This window comes from Bacillus litorisediminis (assembly GCF_022808645.1).
GTDB classification, from domain to species: domain Bacteria; phylum Bacillota; class Bacilli; order Bacillales; family JC228; genus Bacillus_BF; species Bacillus_BF litorisediminis.
Genome location: NZ_JAKZKT010000061.1, coordinates 1 through 17,178 on the forward strand (window position 1 = coordinate 1; position 17,178 = coordinate 17,178).

Annotated in this window: 17 protein-coding genes; 1 reads left to right on the forward strand and 16 read right to left on the reverse strand. The window is 39.6% G+C overall.

Annotated features, from left to right (window positions below):
- Window positions 1-210: 210 nt before the first annotated feature.
- From MLE14_RS20105 to MLE14_RS20130, 6 genes are all read right to left on the reverse strand, one after another.
- Window positions 211-1,215, reverse strand: a complete 1,005-nt coding sequence (locus MLE14_RS20105) for a DUF3231 family protein (protein ID WP_243300214.1) — start codon at window positions 1,213-1,215, stop codon at window positions 211-213.
- Between the two features lie 161 nt (window positions 1,216-1,376).
- Window positions 1,377-2,840 carry a nicotinate phosphoribosyltransferase gene (locus MLE14_RS20110; RefSeq protein WP_243300215.1) on the reverse strand — a complete coding sequence of 488 codons (1,464 nt, stop codon included), beginning with the start codon at window positions 2,838-2,840 and terminating at the stop codon, window positions 1,377-1,379.
- Between the two features lie 139 nt (window positions 2,841-2,979).
- Window positions 2,980-3,744, reverse strand: a complete 765-nt coding sequence (locus MLE14_RS20115) for a MerR family transcriptional regulator (RefSeq protein WP_243300216.1) — start codon at window positions 3,742-3,744, stop codon at window positions 2,980-2,982.
- Between the two features lie 141 nt (window positions 3,745-3,885).
- Window positions 3,886-4,164, reverse strand: a complete 279-nt coding sequence (locus MLE14_RS20120; RefSeq protein WP_243300217.1) for a phospholipase — start codon at window positions 4,162-4,164, stop codon at window positions 3,886-3,888.
- 110 nt (window positions 4,165-4,274) lie between these two features.
- Window positions 4,275-4,748 carry an 8-oxo-dGTP diphosphatase gene (locus tag MLE14_RS20125; RefSeq protein ID WP_243300218.1) on the reverse strand — a complete coding sequence of 158 codons (474 nt, stop codon included), beginning with the start codon at window positions 4,746-4,748 and terminating at the stop codon, window positions 4,275-4,277.
- A gap of 38 nt (window positions 4,749-4,786) precedes the next feature.
- Window positions 4,787-5,383: an AAA family ATPase gene (locus MLE14_RS20130; protein ID WP_243300219.1), complete on the reverse strand. Its 597-nt coding sequence runs from the start codon at window positions 5,381-5,383 to the stop codon at window positions 4,787-4,789.
- A 158-nt stretch (window positions 5,384-5,541) separates the two neighbouring features.
- Between MLE14_RS20130 and MLE14_RS20135 the strand changes: the two genes are divergently transcribed.
- Window positions 5,542-6,885 carry a hydroxysqualene dehydroxylase gene (locus tag MLE14_RS20135; RefSeq protein ID WP_243300220.1) on the forward strand — a complete coding sequence of 448 codons (1,344 nt, stop codon included), beginning with the start codon at window positions 5,542-5,544 and terminating at the stop codon, window positions 6,883-6,885.
- A 306-nt stretch (window positions 6,886-7,191) separates the two neighbouring features.
- Here the strand turns inward: MLE14_RS20135 and MLE14_RS20140 are convergent, their stop codons facing one another.
- The 10 genes from MLE14_RS20140 to MLE14_RS20185 form a co-directional block, all read right to left on the reverse strand.
- Entirely contained in the window at window positions 7,192-7,740 is a 549-nt protein-coding gene (locus MLE14_RS20140; RefSeq protein ID WP_243300221.1) for a PepSY domain-containing protein, read from the reverse strand.
- 132 nt (window positions 7,741-7,872) lie between these two features.
- Window positions 7,873-8,580 (reverse strand): PepSY domain-containing protein, encoded by a 708-nt coding sequence (locus MLE14_RS20145; RefSeq protein WP_243300222.1) that lies wholly within the window; start codon window positions 8,578-8,580, stop codon window positions 7,873-7,875.
- A gap of 55 nt (window positions 8,581-8,635) precedes the next feature.
- Entirely contained in the window at window positions 8,636-9,988 is a 1,353-nt protein-coding gene (locus MLE14_RS20150) for a HAMP domain-containing sensor histidine kinase (RefSeq protein ID WP_243300223.1), read from the reverse strand.
- Window positions 9,985-10,689, reverse strand: a complete 705-nt coding sequence (locus MLE14_RS20155; RefSeq protein WP_243300224.1) for a response regulator transcription factor — start codon at window positions 10,687-10,689, stop codon at window positions 9,985-9,987. Before MLE14_RS20155 ends, MLE14_RS20150 begins: the two co-directional genes overlap by 4 nt.
- Before the next feature lie 39 nt (window positions 10,690-10,728).
- Window positions 10,729-11,487: an alpha/beta hydrolase gene (locus MLE14_RS20160; RefSeq protein WP_243300225.1), complete on the reverse strand. Its 759-nt coding sequence runs from the start codon at window positions 11,485-11,487 to the stop codon at window positions 10,729-10,731.
- Between the two features lie 35 nt (window positions 11,488-11,522).
- Window positions 11,523-12,092 carry a DJ-1/PfpI family protein gene (locus MLE14_RS20165; protein WP_243300226.1) on the reverse strand — a complete coding sequence of 190 codons (570 nt, stop codon included), beginning with the start codon at window positions 12,090-12,092 and terminating at the stop codon, window positions 11,523-11,525.
- A gap of 26 nt (window positions 12,093-12,118) precedes the next feature.
- A complete protein-coding gene (locus MLE14_RS20170; RefSeq protein ID WP_243300227.1) occupies window positions 12,119-12,643 on the reverse strand; it encodes an AAA family ATPase in 525 nt (174 codons plus the stop codon).
- Between the two features lie 160 nt (window positions 12,644-12,803).
- Window positions 12,804-14,771 carry an acetate--CoA ligase gene (locus tag MLE14_RS20175; protein WP_243300228.1) on the reverse strand — a complete coding sequence of 656 codons (1,968 nt, stop codon included), beginning with the start codon at window positions 14,769-14,771 and terminating at the stop codon, window positions 12,804-12,806.
- 272 nt (window positions 14,772-15,043) lie between these two features.
- Window positions 15,044-15,661, reverse strand: coding sequence for a signal peptidase I (gene lepB, locus MLE14_RS20180; RefSeq protein WP_243300229.1), 618 nt, complete (start codon window positions 15,659-15,661; stop codon window positions 15,044-15,046).
- 58 nt (window positions 15,662-15,719) lie between these two features.
- The gene (locus MLE14_RS20185; protein ID WP_243300230.1) at window positions 15,720-16,769 is read right to left on the reverse strand and encodes a flavin-containing monooxygenase; all 1,050 of its coding nucleotides are present in this window, start codon (window positions 16,767-16,769) and stop codon (window positions 15,720-15,722) included.
- Window positions 16,770-17,178 lie beyond the last annotated feature (409 nt).

Sequence of the window (17,178 nt, forward strand, 5' to 3'; positions counted from 1 at the left end):
CGTACTAAATGATCTTGTGGTACTAGTTGGTCAATCGCGATCACTTCTAATTGGTCTCTTTCAATATTATTGTTTCTCGTCATCATAATCCATCACCTCTAGATATCTCATTATAAATATTGTAAATGAAAAAAGACTGTAGGCAAACTCGATATTATCGAGTTTGTCAACAGTCTGAAACACTTGTCTATAACAAGTGTTTTAGGGTCATTACTTTTTAATAATTTGATCTCTTTCTTCCATTTGTGGCGGTTCTTCCATCCAACCTTTTTGAATCATTAACTTCGCACCTTTATGGGCATATTCGAAAATATCTTTTATAAAAACAGTAATTTTGAGAGGTAAATCATTTCTTAAACTAAATGCAGTTCCTAATGAGTTTCCGCCAATAGAAAAGCTGCAAAAAAGACTTGTACAATACATCATTAATTTATCTGAAAACGGTGCAACCGTAGATCGTGTTGCGTTCCCCCCTGATACTTCTGGCGTTCGTATTTCGCTTCCTAATAAGGTTTCACTTAATTCCTTTATTATGCTTTTAGCAAGTTCAGCTCCTTCATTTAAGTATTCTTTCACTTCTCTATCATTGGCACATTGAGCAAAACCTAAAATCATCTGCATCCCAAGGCTATTTGTTTCGATTGCATGAAAAATATGGGCAACTTCAATTGTGTTTAAAGTCCTTTTCCGACTAAATGGATTAATATCACCTAGATAACTTGTACTTTTAACAAACTCAACTGAATTTGGCATTGTGACAAAAGGAGGGCGAGCAAGCATCCCTTTTTCAAGCAAATATTGTGTGCAAAGATTGTAATACTTTTGAGTAAGGGCAGTAAGCTCTTTGTAAAATGTGACAATATCCTCCCGGTATGCCATAGTTATGTTTAATGCATGCAATCCCATACTAATTTCATTGAGCATACGCATAAACATGATGTCAAATCCGTTATCATATAACTTGGGCACCTCTTTATTGACATCCTGTGAAGTATAGCCTATTGGAATGACTGCTCCTTCATTTTGAAAAATTTCTTTTATTTTCTCAACGTAAGGGTTCATTTCTTCATATAATTTCGTCATAAGATCTTTTGATTTTTCGTCTTCGGCTTTTTCAATAAAATACTCTAGTATTCGTAAATTCATGGTTTTTTCTTGATATGTAAGCCATAACGTACTTAGTTCTGAGGATGTAATGGCTGGTATATCTTGCATGAAGAATGACCTCCTTTATTTATTACTTATAGATTGCCCTCAGAAAATAAGGAAATCCAACTCTTTTAAAGGTAAATAATAGCAATCCCAAGCCTGCTCCAAAATTTTCTTAAAAAAAAAATAACTGCCGGAAAATATCCGACAGTTCATAAAACTCAATATTAAACCCTCTCTAATCGAATTTCTTTTTTATACTCAAGGATCATATCCATTTTTAATTGCCATGTTTTCGGGCTCAAATGAACCGGATAAATCTCAGGATTCAATAAACGTAATAATTCCGGTTCAAATAACTTCATTTGTTCACGATGAAAGCTTCGGATCTGTTGTAAATCAGGAAGATCATAAACTAATTCTCCATTTAAAATAATCGGATGAAGAAGCTGAATCGCTTTTAAGTTTTCTGCAAACTGGCTCATGTGAGGCTGTGAAGGGTCGCATAATTCAATGCGATCCCCTGTTAAAATATCCTTTTCGCTCGCTAGAGCAATATAATCCGAAATCGCTTTTCCCGATGTTTGGTCGATCAGGCGAAAGACCTCTTTTTTCCCTGGGGTCGTGATTTTCTCCTGATTACCTGATATTTTAATGACAGGAATCAGTTCACCGTTTTTCTCACGGGCAACCAGTTTATAAACTCCGCCTAAAGATGGCTGATCCTCAGCCGTAATCAGACGAGTTCCTACTCCCCAAGTATCGACTTTGGCCCCTTGTGCCTTTAAATTAAATATCAAATGTTCATCTAAATCGTTAGAAACCACAATTTTAACATAGTCAAGCCCGGCCTTATCCAGTTGTTCCCGTGCTTTTTTAGACAGGTAAGCTAAATCTCCGCTGTCAATCCGGATTGACTGCATCCGTTTCCCTTTTCTCTCAAGCATATGTGCTGTCTTAATCGCGTTCGGAATTCCCTTTTCAAGGGTATCATAAGTATCCACCAGCAGCGCTACCTGGTCAGGCAAAGCATTCGCATATTTGATAAAGGATTCTTCTTCAGAGTCATGCCCCTGAACCCAAGAATGGGCATGAGTCCCTTTCGTTGGAATGCCAAACAATTTTCCCGCAAGCATATTACTGGTTGCATCGAAACCGGCAATATATGCGGCACGGGCTCCCCATACGGCTGCATCGGCTTCTTGTGCTCTTCTTGATCCAAATTCTAACAGACCATCGCCTGCAGCAACACGTACAATTCTGGATGCCTTTGTGGCAATGAGTGTCTGATAGTTTAAAAAGTTTAAAATAGCCGTTTCTACTAATTGTGTTTCCAATATGGTTCCTTCCACCCGCAATAACGGTTCATTAGGAAAAACCACTTCTCCCTCCTGAACGGAGTATAGATTCCCGCTAAAACGAAAATCACGCAGCATTTGCAAAAAAGCAGGGTCATACTGCTCCTCCTGCTCCGACAAGTACTGAATATCATCTTCAGAGAAGCGTAAATTTCGGATATATTCAACAATTCGCTGCAAACCAGCAAATACAGCATACCCATTGCCAAACGGAAGTTTACGAAAATAAGCCTCGAATACGGCACGATCATTCATTGTTCCATTCATCCAGTGGGCATACATCATATTTATTTCATATTTATCGGTATGTAGTGCTAAATCTTGTATATTCATGGAGCTCCCTTCTTTACGGCCGACTTAATCAAAATCTATTATAATAGAAAGTGATTTTGACCGATAAAACTGTGCTAACCCATATAACCTATTTTGCCCGATAAAAAAGGGCTGTGCTTTGGCACAACCCTATTCTACCTTATTTTTTCAAACCTGTATAAATTAAAATCGCATCTCTTAAGAATTCTGCCGCATTAGGATGCACCTGATCATAATAGGCTTTAAACCTTTCGTCATCCACATACATTTGCCCAAGACCCGCATGTGCTTCCTTGCTATACTCTGGCCAGTAAAAAGTCAGCCATTGCTTATGCAATTCTGCAGCTTTTTGCGCAAGCCTGCTTCCAGGATCTCCGGTTTTTATCGCTTCTGATAACGTATCATTTACTGCCTGACCAAGACGAGTAACCTCTTCATACTCTTCTTCTGTCATATTTTTAAATTTCTCATATGATTTTTTAACCGTGTCTTCTCCATACTTTTCTCGGATTTCTTCCCCATATTTTTTCTCATTATCTTCAATCATTTTTTTCTTAAAGCCTTCAAATTTTTCCCGATCTGACATTGTCATTCTCCCTTCCTTTGCATCAATCGTTTTTTGAACATTCGCAATCAGGAAATCTAATTGCTTACGTTTGTCAAGAAGCTGTTGGTGATGTTCTCTTAGAGCATTCAAGCTATTAAAATTAGGATCAGACAGGATTTGTTTAATTTGATCAAGACTAACTCCTAGCTCTTTGTAAAATAAGATTTGCTGCAGCATGTCAACTTCCGCTTGACCATAAATACGGTACCCTGATGAGTTCATTCTGGCCGGCTTCAGAATTCCAATCTCATCATAATACCTTAGTGTCCTTGTACTGACTCCTGCCAATCTGCTTAGCTTTTGAATCGTGTATTCCATACTTTAAAACCTCCTGACATCCTCACTGTACACCTTGACGCAACGTCAATGTCAAATCGTTTTTTCAAAAAATTTTATTCTATTTTATTTCCATTATACCTGTTACTAAAAAAGCCCAGCCTCATTGGCTGAGCTTGATTACTATCTCCTTGGATCAAAGGCTGTCTTTAATTGCATAAAACGATACATCAGATTAGCCTGTCTTCCTTTTTTAGTTCGAGGGTTCCTTTTTGATCTTAAGCAATTCATGAATTCAATATCGCATCTTTTCCGCAATCCGCCTCTTTGATAACAAATATCATGCCTCATACAACAGGCATCCACATCATTTACAGGTGCACCAGGACCGCTGCACCCTGGACCGCACCAGCGATATCCCGGGAAAATACACCGAGATGGTCTTTTTTGTCTTCGATACATATTTCACACCCCTGCACGTATCATTACTTTCAAGATATGTACAAGTTGTGTGATTGGTATCAGGCTATATCGCCAATTTTTAGCATGATCAAATGACATGCCTGTTTCAATCAGGTTCTTTTAATTAATACTTTACTTTCCTCATCCTTTAAATCGTCCCATTCTACATGAATCTCAAACGTTCCTTCTTCAAAAAATAACGGAAATCTTCTCCGAATCGATTTTTGCATCGGGAGACTCTTGGCTTCTTCAATGTCGACCCAAACCAGTCTCCCTTCTGGAGGATTCTCGAGTAGCTCTCCTTTAAAATCTCTAGTAAGATAGTTAAAAATCATATATCGGTCTTTTGTTATTGGATTGACATATTCGTATATACCTTTAAATATGAGATTACTAACTTCCAATCCCGTTTCTTCTTTTACTTCGCGGATCGCCCCGTCCACAATACTTTCAGGGAATTCTACTTTTCCGCCGGGTGGGATAAACCCTTTAAAATCATCGTGCTGCCTGTCAATCAGCAATACCCGATTTCCATCTTGCACCATACAAACGGTCCATAACTTGTAATTCACTTTTTCGGCCATCGTTATCTCCTCCCAATAATTCAAGGATCCCTGCTGCTCTATTTTAAAAGCCCCATTTCTTTTAATGAAATAATCAAGCGGTCAACCCTTTTTTTTATTTTTGTCCGCCGGTCAGGCAGCAGTTTAACTCCAGATCGTTTAGCAATTGTCGCCACCACTTCATCAACAGACATATGATCTGTCATGATCTGTTCTTTAAAGAAATCACTGGCTAAGCTTTTAAGCCTTGCTTCCATTTGCTGATACGCCCAAGGCCTTTTACCTTCAAACCGTTGTCTTAACCTTTTTTCGATCGTTTTTTCAGTTGCCATTAAGGTATAATGCTTTATTTCAATTCCATCATTTTTTAATTTTCCAATAATCTCATTAAAATAGATTTCATTTGTAAGAGTCATAGGAACGATTATGGTTCCTTTGTAATCCTGAGAGATTTGTTTTAATAATTGGTAATTCGCTTCCCTCCACAATGGATAGTCTTGAAAGTCCGATTTTGCGATTTCTTTAGGGACATTTCTCATAAGCACATAGCCAAATCTCTCCGGATCGTATACGAATGAAGAGCGAATCCTTCTTTGTAATTCATAGGCTGTTGTTGACTTGCCGGAGCCAAAGGTTCCATTAATCCAAATAATCAACTTATCACCTCTACGCAAAGTTAAGTTTTCTATCATCTCAAATAATTATCAATCTAGAATAAAACGTCTCCTACCTTTTCATAATAAAACTAAATATCCAAATAATACATATTCTTTTCAACCGATTTTTCAAGTTACCGACACTTGAGGTGAGATAGATGGATTGGGACGTTGTTATAGTGGGCGCTGGACTAGCAGGATTATCATGCGGTTTAGAATTGGCTCTCAAAAATAAAAAAGTATTGCTGCTTGAAGTCGATCCTGTGGTTGGTGGAAGATGTTCTAACTGGAATGAAAACGGCATGGAGGTTGAATCTGGTTTTCACCGTTTTATCGGCTACTATTCGGCTCTTCCAGCTTTGTTAAAAAAGGCTGGGGTTGAAGTAGATGAAATGGTAACGTGGGAAGAAAAAATCGATGTTCTTATTAAAGGGAAAAACAAAAAGCTAGTGGCAGGGATATCTCCTTTGATGGGGCCATTTAAAATGTTAAGAGGAATCTTTGGAAATGAGGATATTCTTACAGCAAAGGATAAACTTTCTCTTGTTCCCTTTTTTATAAGAGGCTTTAAGGATTATCTATTGGCTCCTGAAAAACTGGACTCTTATAGTGTAAAAGAGTATGCAAATTTACATAAGGTAACGGGCAACGCTTTGCATTATTTACTTATTCCTTTAAGCTCTGGCATCTTCTTTTTGCCCCCAGACCGCTATTCGGCCTATGCGTTTTTTGGATTATTTGCTCCAGCCATCCCTAAATTTTACAAAATGAGAATCGGTGCCTATTTAGGCGGGATGACAGATGTGATGTGCCAGCCAATCGCAGATAAAATCATGGAGCTAGGCGGTTTCATTGAGCTTGGAGTAAATGTGATGGATGTACTGACAGACGAAGAGGGGAAAGTGATTGGGGTACTGACTGATAAAGGTAAAGAATTTAAAGGAAAACATGTGGTGATTGCGGCCTCCTTAGCTGGAGCGAAACAGATTCTAGAGAGATTTAAAAACGAACCGAGCTTTGAAAACTTCTTTAAATTACCGACTATGCCAGCAGCGACTCTCCAAATAGAGTTAACCGAGCCTGCCTTAGAAAAGGATATTACCACGTTCGGTCCAAAGACATCGTTAGCAAGCTTTGCTGAACAATCAAGGACCACCTTCCGCGGATCAAAGGGGCGGTTATCGATTATATTGACACCCGCAGAAGAATTTTTAACAAAATCACCGGACGACACTTTAAAAATTGTAGTGGGGGATGCAAAAGCGCTCGGTATTCATCTTGAAGGGAAGATTAAAGATTACAGACAAATCAACCACCCTGCCGATTTCTACAGTCTGGCCCCAGGGGTTAACCCATTAAGACCAACTCAAGCTACTGCCATTAAAGGCTTAACATTAGCTGGTGATTATACACGTCAGCCCTATTTTTCTACCATGGAAGGAGCCGTAGTGTCAGGACAAAGAGCGGCACAATTGGTGGTAAAAACTCTGGGGGAAGTGTGATTTGATTGGTAAAGCGTTTTTCCAATATTTAACTGTTGCGCGATTGAGACTTATTCTTGCGCGTATTTTTAATTTCTTGCGCGATTCAAATCTACTTTCGCGCAACAGGATAATGAAATTGATATAAAATTTAATTTGTTCAACCTAGGAGTTGAAATAAATAATAAAAATAGAAATATTCAACAAAAATTCGATGCAGTGGACTACTTTACTGCTTTTCCCTTTAAAAAAACGCTTGGTATGTCCCCAAAAAAATAAAAAGAGACCTATCAATAAAGTTTGATTGGTCTCTCTTCCTACTACTGATTAATCCTCATCATCCCAATCATCATCCTCTGATTCTTTTTCGAGAATGTTACCAGTATAAGCATCAATCTTATATTCTGCTTTCAAGTTGCCATCTCTTATTTCAATCTCATAATCACCATCGTCACCGTCAAAGTCAACTTCAACTGCTTTCCCCGGGGTATCCGCAGTTGCAATGGCAATGGCTTCTTCTTTAGTGATGATATTCCGGCTTTGCTGAGTTGAATCAGTGACAGTATTTTGACTATCATCATTTCGAACATCATCGACTTTAACAACTGCACCTGTTTCGGCATCAACATCTACTTCGACGTCATCATTATTATCCTTAGAATAAACATCGACATCATATACTAAACGGCCATGTTCTTCTTCAAGCTCAATACTCTCAACCGTACCATTTACTTCTTTAAGAGAAATATCCTTAGCCTCTTCAATTGGTATCAGCTTTTCGTTCATAATTGGGTTTGCGATGGCTCCTGCTCCGACTGCTCCTCCTAGCAGAACGATTCCGGCAATTCCGCTGGCAATCCAAACTTTTTTCTTCATTTCCTTATCCTCCTTCATTTTGTCTTCACTTATATCTTAGTCAGCCAAAATGAGTACAATTTGATAAGAAAATGAGAAATTGATGAGAAATGGTCCGCATTTTTCTATAGGGGTCTCTGCCCCCTCTCCACCTTAATCTTCCCACGTAACCGACATTATTTCTCCTGACAAGGCATTTACTTGAACAGTCGCGTCCTCTTCCTCTTCTCTTTCAACTTCAATCAAATAATAAATGACCCCGTTTGATTGTTCTAATTCAACATCATCCACTTCTCCGTCTACACGTTGTAAAGCAATCTCAACAGCTTCACTTTCTGTCAGTCTTTTTGCAGGCTCCTCTTCTGGCTGTTTTATTTCCTCTGTGATCGTATCTACTGTTTCACCCGTGTAAGCATCGATTTTTAGAGTCGTTATCTGTGTTTCACTGCGAACGACTACTGAATAGATAAGGTTCTCTCCCTCTTGTTTCTGCTCGACTTTCTCAATTTCACCTTTCTCTTGCTGAGCTACTTGTTCTCGAATCTCAGCTTGCGACCATACTTTTTTGGGAACTGGACTTTCTTGATCAAGTTTTATTAAATTCCGAATCTCACCTGTTTCACGGCTTATCTCTACTGTATATTCACCCGCATCTGTACTGAATTTAATTTGGAATATACCACTCCGCTCACTAATTTCGATCATGCGGCCGTTGTATTTGTCTTGAACCAGACTGCTGGCTTCTTCCTCAGTCAGCAGCTCTTTAGAGGTAAATGCCTGGCCAATTTGCCAGACTGCAGTTAAAAGAAGAAGACCAGCAAGGATTGCACCAGCGACTTTAATAGCCTTTATTTTCTTCATAAACTTCACTCCACCAAGTGTCTTTGCCCACACTATACAATACAAAGATGAGAAATTAATGAGAATTCTGAAGCGGCAGCCAAATTTGGGCGTTTGTCCCGATTCCCTCTGTACTTTCAATGCGCACCTCTGCTCCCATTACTTCTGCCAGTTCTTTGGCGAGAGAAAGCCCCAGACCATATCCCCCTCTTTTTCTTGCTCGATCGACTCGATAAAAGCGGTCAAATACTTTAGGCAATTCAGATGCGGGTATCCCCATTCCTCTGTCAATCACTTCAATTACAGCCTTCTTTTGTTTCGTCCCGATTTTTACTTGAATAGGGGCTTCACTATATTTTCGGGCATTGTCCAATAAAATAAAAAGTAGTTGTTTTAGTTTTGGTTTATCTGCTTTTACTATAACTTCTTCATCCGCCTCTATGACAACCTCTCTTTTATAGCCCTCCCGAAAAGAACGGACGGCAGCTTCTGCAAATTCAGTTAGCGGTATTTGCGTCATTTCAACATGCCATTGTTCATCATGCTTAGCAAGCAGCAGCAACTGCTGGATTAAATCCTTCATTCGTATCGCCTCAGAATGGATCGCATCTACCGATTCATCAAATAGCTCAGGCTGTTTTTTTCCTCTCCGTTTTAATAGGCTGGCATACGATTCAATAATGGTAAGAGGAGTTTTTAATTCATGGGACGCATTGGAGACAAATTGTTCCTGCTTAGCATAGTTTTTCTCAAGCAAATCCATCATTTCGTTAAAAGTTTCACCTAGTAAGTAAAGCTCATTTTGTGATTTTTCCGGTAAGTGAATCCGCTTAAAATGCCCGCTTTTTCGAATCTCACGCATCGTTTCTATCATAGAAGAAATCGGCTTCGTCAACAGGTTACTAAGGAGCCCTGCTGATAAAAGCACGGGGATGGTAGCAATCACCGTTACGACTATTAAGACAATTCGTAAAACCTGCAGATTGTCTGCAACTGGTTCTAAACTCTCGGTTATCTGGAGATTGACTATTTCTCCGTTCGTCCAGATCACTGGAACGGAAACGTAAGAATATGGGATTCCATCGTATTCTACTATTTCCCTTTGTTCACTTTGCTGAAAGACAAATGGCTGATCAAAAAGATTTTCTTGTTCCGCAGCCGTTACTGTCGTCAGTTGGCTCCCGTCTGGATTCACAACTCGAATCATTCCATTAATAGGAACATAGGCTCTTAACAAATCAGCAGCGGGTACAGAGTCTTCCGTTTGTCCTAAGGCTTCCATTATTCTTTCAGCTTCAAGTGTTGTCTGTTCCAGCTCACTTTTTAATATCATTTGGCTAAAAGCGAAGTAAATCGCTGTATGAATCAGGATTAAAAGACCAATGAATAATACAGATGTATATAGATGAATCCGATTTCGAAGTTTCATTTTGGTTCCTTTAACACATAGCCGACGCCGCGAACCGTATGAATCAGGGCTGGTTCGTCAAAAGGTTTATCAACTTTGTTCCGTAAATAACGGATATAAACGTCGACTACATTGGTATCTCCATAATAATCATATCCCCAAACGGCATTAAGAATCTGTTCCCGATTTAAAACATGCCGTGTATTTCTCATTAGAAAAGCAAGCAAATCAAATTCCCTCGGCGTTAACTCTATCGCCTTTTGCCCGCGCATGACTTCTCTTGTGTTTTCATTTAGTTTTAAACCTCCGACCTGGAGCCAGTCTTGGTCATTTGATGCTTGCTCATCCCGTTTTTGGCTCATTCTTAAAGCAGCTCGTATACGTGCTAAGACCTCTTCGATTTGAAACGGTTTAGTAATATAATCATTAGCCCCTAAATCTAAACCGGAAACCTTATCTTCAATGGAGTCTTTAGCGGTTAATAGGATAACGGGTGTTTCTGAATCACTCGAGCGAATTCTTCGCAGCAACTCAATCCCGCTAATCCCTGGTATCATGACATCAAGCAATATCAGATCCCAAGATTGTTCCCTATAAAGCCGCAAGCCTTCAAGACCATCCATCGCTTTTACAGTTTGGTAGCCTTCAAAATTTAGTTCTAATTCTAAAACTCGGGCAATCTTCTCTTCGTCCTCCACAATTAAAATCTTTTGCTGTGTCATTTCGATCCCTCATTGTTAGGATACTTGTTTTTATCACTTTTAATCTTTTAAAAATTCAGTACTGAGTCTAAAAAGCTCCTCAACCCAGCTTAATTTTGAGAATACGTGATCGGCATCCCGGATCAAATGAATCTTTACCTTATTTTTCGAATAGCTTTTAGCATATTTTTGCCCATATTCATAAGGAACTGACTGATCCTTAGTACCATGTATAATCATAACCGGATTTTTATAAACGGAGATCCCTTCATATAAATCGCGGTCTTTTAAATCTTCATAAAAAGCCAGCCCAAGCTCTAACCCGCCGATATCCATATTCCCATTTGCCAGTTTAGGACTTTTTTTAAAATGAGCACTTGCGATCTCACTCATATTACCTGCGGGTGACCAAAGGCATAATTTATGGACTTGATTAGGATACTTTTTTGCGACTTGCGCAGCAATAGCACCGCCCATACTGAATCCTGTTAGCATGATTTTTTCCGAATCAACCCAATCTAGCGTGTGAACCATCTTTAAAATTTCTTCTGCTTCCTCAACCTCCAGGCTAAAGGTCATATTGGAAAACAGTCCATCACTTTCACCCGAACCAGAAAAATCAAAGCGAACGGTACCCATTCCGTTCTTTAAAAGTTCACGGGCGAACCGGACAAACAATGATTTCCCTTCCGTTTTTGAACCGGTAAAACCATGAAAAAGGATGACTACAGGACAAGTTGATGGACTCTCGAAATCTGGTCTGTGTGCCATCCCGCGCAATGTTAATCCATTTACTTCTAATGATAAAGGAAACTCCACCGCAATTCACCTTCACTCCATTTTGTATTAAAAAATCAACTTACATTGCCTTTACAAAACTGATAGGCGAAGTCTGCCTGTTTTTCATCCCGCCACATTCCTAACATATGTCCCATCGCAATCGTAAACTCAGGAAAGGCAGTACCTTTAGCTGTTATGAATCTGTTGCCCATTTCTACGCTAGTAGCCGCATATTTCCCCTCACTAAATAAATCATTGAACTGTTCATAAGTGGCTGAGGTACAGGTGAATTTTGTCCCTTTAATGAGACCTGCTTTTGCAAGAAATGCAGCTGAAGCGCAAATGGATGCAATCGGGATCTCATTTTGATAGGCTGCTTGCAATACTTCCTGAAGTGAAGATTCATTCAGCACCTTCTCAATCCCATCACCGCCAGGAAGGAGCACAAGATCATAGTCTGTCACATCAATAGCAGAAAGGGAGAATTGAGGCATTACTGTTAAGCCTCCAACAGTTTCAACGGGTTTCCCATCAACCGTAACTGTTGTAACATCAGCTTTCGCAACTTTTCTTAAGAAAAAAAGCGGATGGGCTACTTCAAAATCTGCATACTGAGGGAAGGCGAAAAAAAGTACTTTTATCATAGATTGTTTACACCCTTTACGGTTTTTTAACTCTCAATATATTGAATGACTTTATTAAAGTAATGACTAATTGGTTTGGAAGAATCAACGACGAGGTAATCCACACCCTCTGGTCTTTTGCTATTCTTCACCCAACTTTGAAACTGCTCTTCACTAGCCGCAACCTCTTGCAATTGGCTGATCATCCGAGCACGGGTTTTCAGTCTTCTATCAATCTCTTGAAGGTCATTAAGATAACACTCCACATATTTATACTGGGCATCATGTTTTTTTGCAAGTTTCATCCCCCTATCAATCATTTCCGCATAAAAACAAGGACTGTCTAAAATGACATCGAAGCCTTGGGATAACTGGAAATCAACGAGGGCCCAATCAATTTGATAAGAAATTTTTCCTGCAGCTTTCGGAGTTATGTCTGTTTCAATCGACTGCATCAAGGCAGATTTAATTATATCGTGATCTATAATAACCGCCCCGGTTCTTTCAGCTATTAACCTCGCAAGTGTTGACTTTCCCGAGCCGGGAAAGCCTGACATTTGGATAAATAACATGCAACCCCCTCCTTCTGCTCCTGTTTTTTTCAGATTCCTCCTAAATTTTCAGAATTCTATCCTTTAGAATACATTAACATAAAATTCCATAAAAAATGATGGGGAAATTTTAACAGCTTTAAAAAACCAGTCACTTTTCTGAAAGTGACTGGCGTCTACGTTACTTTTTCAAAGCTTTAGCTTCCACTAATTCTTTAATTTGAGAAACTGTTGCCGGATCTTCAAGACCTGTGATGTCACCAGAAACCGTTCCTTTCACAATAATCTCTTTTAATAGGCGGCGCATGATTTTTCCGCTGACCGTTTTTGGTAATGTATCGGTGAAGATAATCGTTTTCGGTGCAGCAATCTTACCGATTTGCTGAACGATCCGATTATAAATTAGCTCTTTTAATTCATCCGATCCATCTGTCCCCTCGTTTAAGCGGGCAAACACAACAGGTACCTCTCCTTTTATTTCATCTGGCACTCCTATGCATGCGCTTTCAGAAATACCGGTACACTCGAGTACTGCACTTTCCATCTCCATTGTACTTAACCGGTGTCCGGCCACATTAATCACATCATCCGAGCGGCCTACTACCCAAATATATCCATCTTCATCTTTTAAGGCTAAGTCACTGGCAAAATAGCAGCCCTTAACCTGGCTAAAATAAGAGGCGTAGTAGCGCTCTGGCTCTTTCCATAGGGTTCGGCAGAGCATCGGAAATGGTTTTTTAATGACTAAGTTTCCCAATATATTAGGTTCAACCGGATTCCCCTCTTCATCGACAACATCAAACACGCCGCCCAAGAATGGAATACCAGCTGCACCAGGCTTCATCGGAGTCAGCCATGCTGCTCCTGCAATTGGGGATCCTGCGGTTTCGGTTTGCCCCCATGTATTGTTGACATAAATCTTTTTCTTCCCTAAAACTTCATACGTCCATTGCCAGGTTTCAGCATCAAATGGTTCTCCTACAAGCGACACGACGTCAAGACAGGATAAATCATATTGTTCCAATGGTTTTTCTCCAAAGCTTTTTAACATTCGCAAAGCCGTTGGGGCGGTAAATACCTTATTGACGCGGTACTTTTCAATCATCTGATAAACCCGGTCCTTTGTTGGATAATCGATGGCCCCTTCATACACAATCGTAGTGACGCCATTTGCTAAAGAACCTGCGATCCCCCAAATATGCATCGTTAGCCAGCCGACATCTGCCGTACACCAGAAAACATCATCAGAGCGATGATCCATATGGTATTTGGCATAGATATAATTTTGAACCACAAACGCCATTCCCGAATGGACAACACCTTTTGGCTTGCCTGTGGTACCACTCGTATAGAAAACGATTCCTGGTTCATTTGCTTCCATTCTCTCAGGTTCACAAACAATACTGGCTTTCTTGGTTACCTCATCCCACCAGTAATCGCGGCCATCCTCCATTACAATATCCGTTCCAAGACGGTTCACCACGATAACCGCTTCTGCCGATGGAATGTCAGGAATAACCTGATCGACTTTTTCTTTTAAATGAATAACCTTGCCTCTTCTTGTTGTTGCATCCGCTGTTACAATCACCTTTGGTTCGAAACTCTCCAGGCGATCCTTTAATGATTTTTCCGAGTATCCGGAGAAAATTGTATTGTAGACTGCACCAATTCGGAAACAAGCCAGGACCGCTATAACCGCTTCAGCAAGATTTGGAAGAAAAATTGCGACACAATCACCCTTTTTTACGCCAAATGACCTTAGGACATTTGATAATCGATTGACCTCCGCTAGAAGCATCTGATACGTATAGAATTTGGTGTCTCCGTTCTCTCCCTCCCAAATAAGGGCCATTCGATTCCCTGCACCATTCTCAATATGGCGATCTAGTAAGTTGATACAAGGATTACTTATTCCGCCAGTAAAAAATCGGAAATCTGGGAGCGTTCCTGTAAGGGTTTCTTTCCATGGCTCATACCATGTCAGCTCACTAGCTACACTATTCCAGAAAGCAGCAGGATCTTTTTGCGACTGTTCAAGAAGCTCCTGAAATGCTTTTCTACTGCCGATGGCTGTTGATTGTTCTTTTTCTTCGTTTGGAAAGACGAGTTTACTGTTTGAAACGACCTGCAAAATTCCACTTACATCCATTGGTTTGCTCCTTTCCAACATATAATTTTTTGGGATAAGCTTAAGATATGTACAGAGTGGCCCCCTTCCCAGAAATATTCCAAATTACATCTATCATTATAATTAATATTCAGAATAGTTTCAATAATTAGTATAATGATAGGGAAATCAGCTTATAAATAAAGCTCGCCGATTGACGAGCTTTAAACCGAAGCGTAATGACTATTCCTCTTTGCTAATATTTTGCATAAAAAACGGCCTGACCATTTTCACCGGACAGACCCTTGAAACTTTTAAAATATCTCTATCTTATCAAACGGATAAAACCTTAATACAACCTTTCCTAAAACATTTTCAACGGGAACTGAGCCAATGACGCGGCTATCCGTACTATGATTGCGGTTGTCACCCATTACAAAGATTTTATCGTTGGGAACAATGGTCGGTTCCATGTCACTTTCCATTTTCTCACTGATATAGCCTTCAGCCAGAGCTTCTCCGTTCCGGTATAATTGTCCATCCTCTATTTTAATTTCATCACCCGGTTTCCCAATCACCCGTTTTACCCAGGCGACTTCCTCCTCTGGTGAATTTGTAAATAAAGTAATAAGCGGACTTTCCAAGATATCATCTTTAATGGTTCGTGATCTATTAACACGGCTATCGATAATTACGATATCTCCATATTCAGGCATCTTTCCTAATAGATAGGGAGTTTTAAATACAAGCAGCCGGTCTCCCTTTTGTTCCTGATCCATTGGGTTACCGCCATCCAGAGTCGGTTCCATTGAGATTCCGCTTACTGTAAAAGGCTGAATAATAAATATACTAATAATTAAAGCCAAAACAATTGCAAAAATAATAGCTTTACTCCAGCTGTAGAGCTCACTGACAATCTTTTTTGCGAACATTTCTGTGTCACCTTCTCATTTAATGACTGGACTTATCTTTACCAGTTTATCATAAAAGTTATCGATTAGATTGTCGAACATAAGAAATGAGAAATTTGGCATCCCTTCCAACCCCGCAAATCAAGGCGGAGCCTCGCTGGTACTGCCATGGCAGACCAATAAAGTATAATCCTTTCACAGGGCTAAGCCCTCTTTTATGAATGGGCTTCCCATCGCGGGATGTGACCCCATCGATGTCTATCCAATCATAAGAGGGTGTAAACCCGGTTGCCCAGATAATATTACGAATAGATTGTTTACTTTTATCAGCAAATATAACTTCGTTTGATTGAATCTTTTCTACTCTCGGTTTCAAGGTTATTTTTTTCTGAGCCAGAAGTGACTTTAGCTCTTTTCCAAAAATCGGATCACTCTGTTTTTGAAACCATTTTCCTTTCTTCGTATCAATCCCTGCATGCAGGAGTCCAAAACGTTCTAACCAGAAGAAAATACTTTTGCCCAAAACCCTTAAAGGTAAAAATTTAAAAGGATGGCTGACAGCCATAAAAACTTGCCGGTCATCGGTTAACTCTGCAGCAATCTGTGCTCCTGAATTTCCCCCTCCGACAACTAAGACCGGACCATCCGGGATTTGCGACGGTGATCTATAAGAAGATGAATGTATTTGAAATAGATCTGATTCAGGCTCATTAAAAAGGATTGGAATATATGGCTTCTGAAATGCACCTGAAGCAATAACAACCTGCTTGGCCCCTAAAACTCCATGATTTGTACTTATTTCAAAACCTCTATCGTTTTTTGATACTTTTTTAACAATGGTATCAAGCATAACAGGCAAATTAAAATGCTTTACATACTCTTCTAGATAAGCGGCCACTTCATCCTTTGAAGGAAAACCCTCTTGGTCCCCTCTCATTGGAAGACCCGGTAAAGAACTGTATGCTCTTGGCGTAAATAAAACAAGAGATTCATACCTTTGTCTCCAAGAGTCTCCAATTTGGCTGTTAGCATCCAATAATAGAAAAGAAAGGCCCGCTTCTTTTAAATAGTATCCCATTGCGATTCCCGCCTGCCCTGCCCCAACAACTACCACATCGAAATTCTTCATTTACTTATCTCCCATTCAACTTGTCATCATATACCCATTTTACATTCAAATGACTGTTTGAATATATTGTAATGTAATCAATGGAAAATAGGTAGTAATATGTGAAAAGGGAAACAGAGGGACGGTTCTTGTGTTTCATTGCCGGGGACATGATCACCGGCTTACCTTTTTGATGCCGGACACACCCATTCTTTTTGTGTAAGAACTCAATATTATGGAATATCCCGGATTTGTGAATGTATGTGAAATTGAAAATATCCCCTGATTTACATAATCAGGGGATTCAGACTGTAGACAAACTCGATAATATCGAGTTTGCCTACAGTCTTTTTTGATTTACAATATTTATAATGAGATATCTAGAGGTGATGGATTATGATGACGAGAAACAATAATATTGAAAGAGACC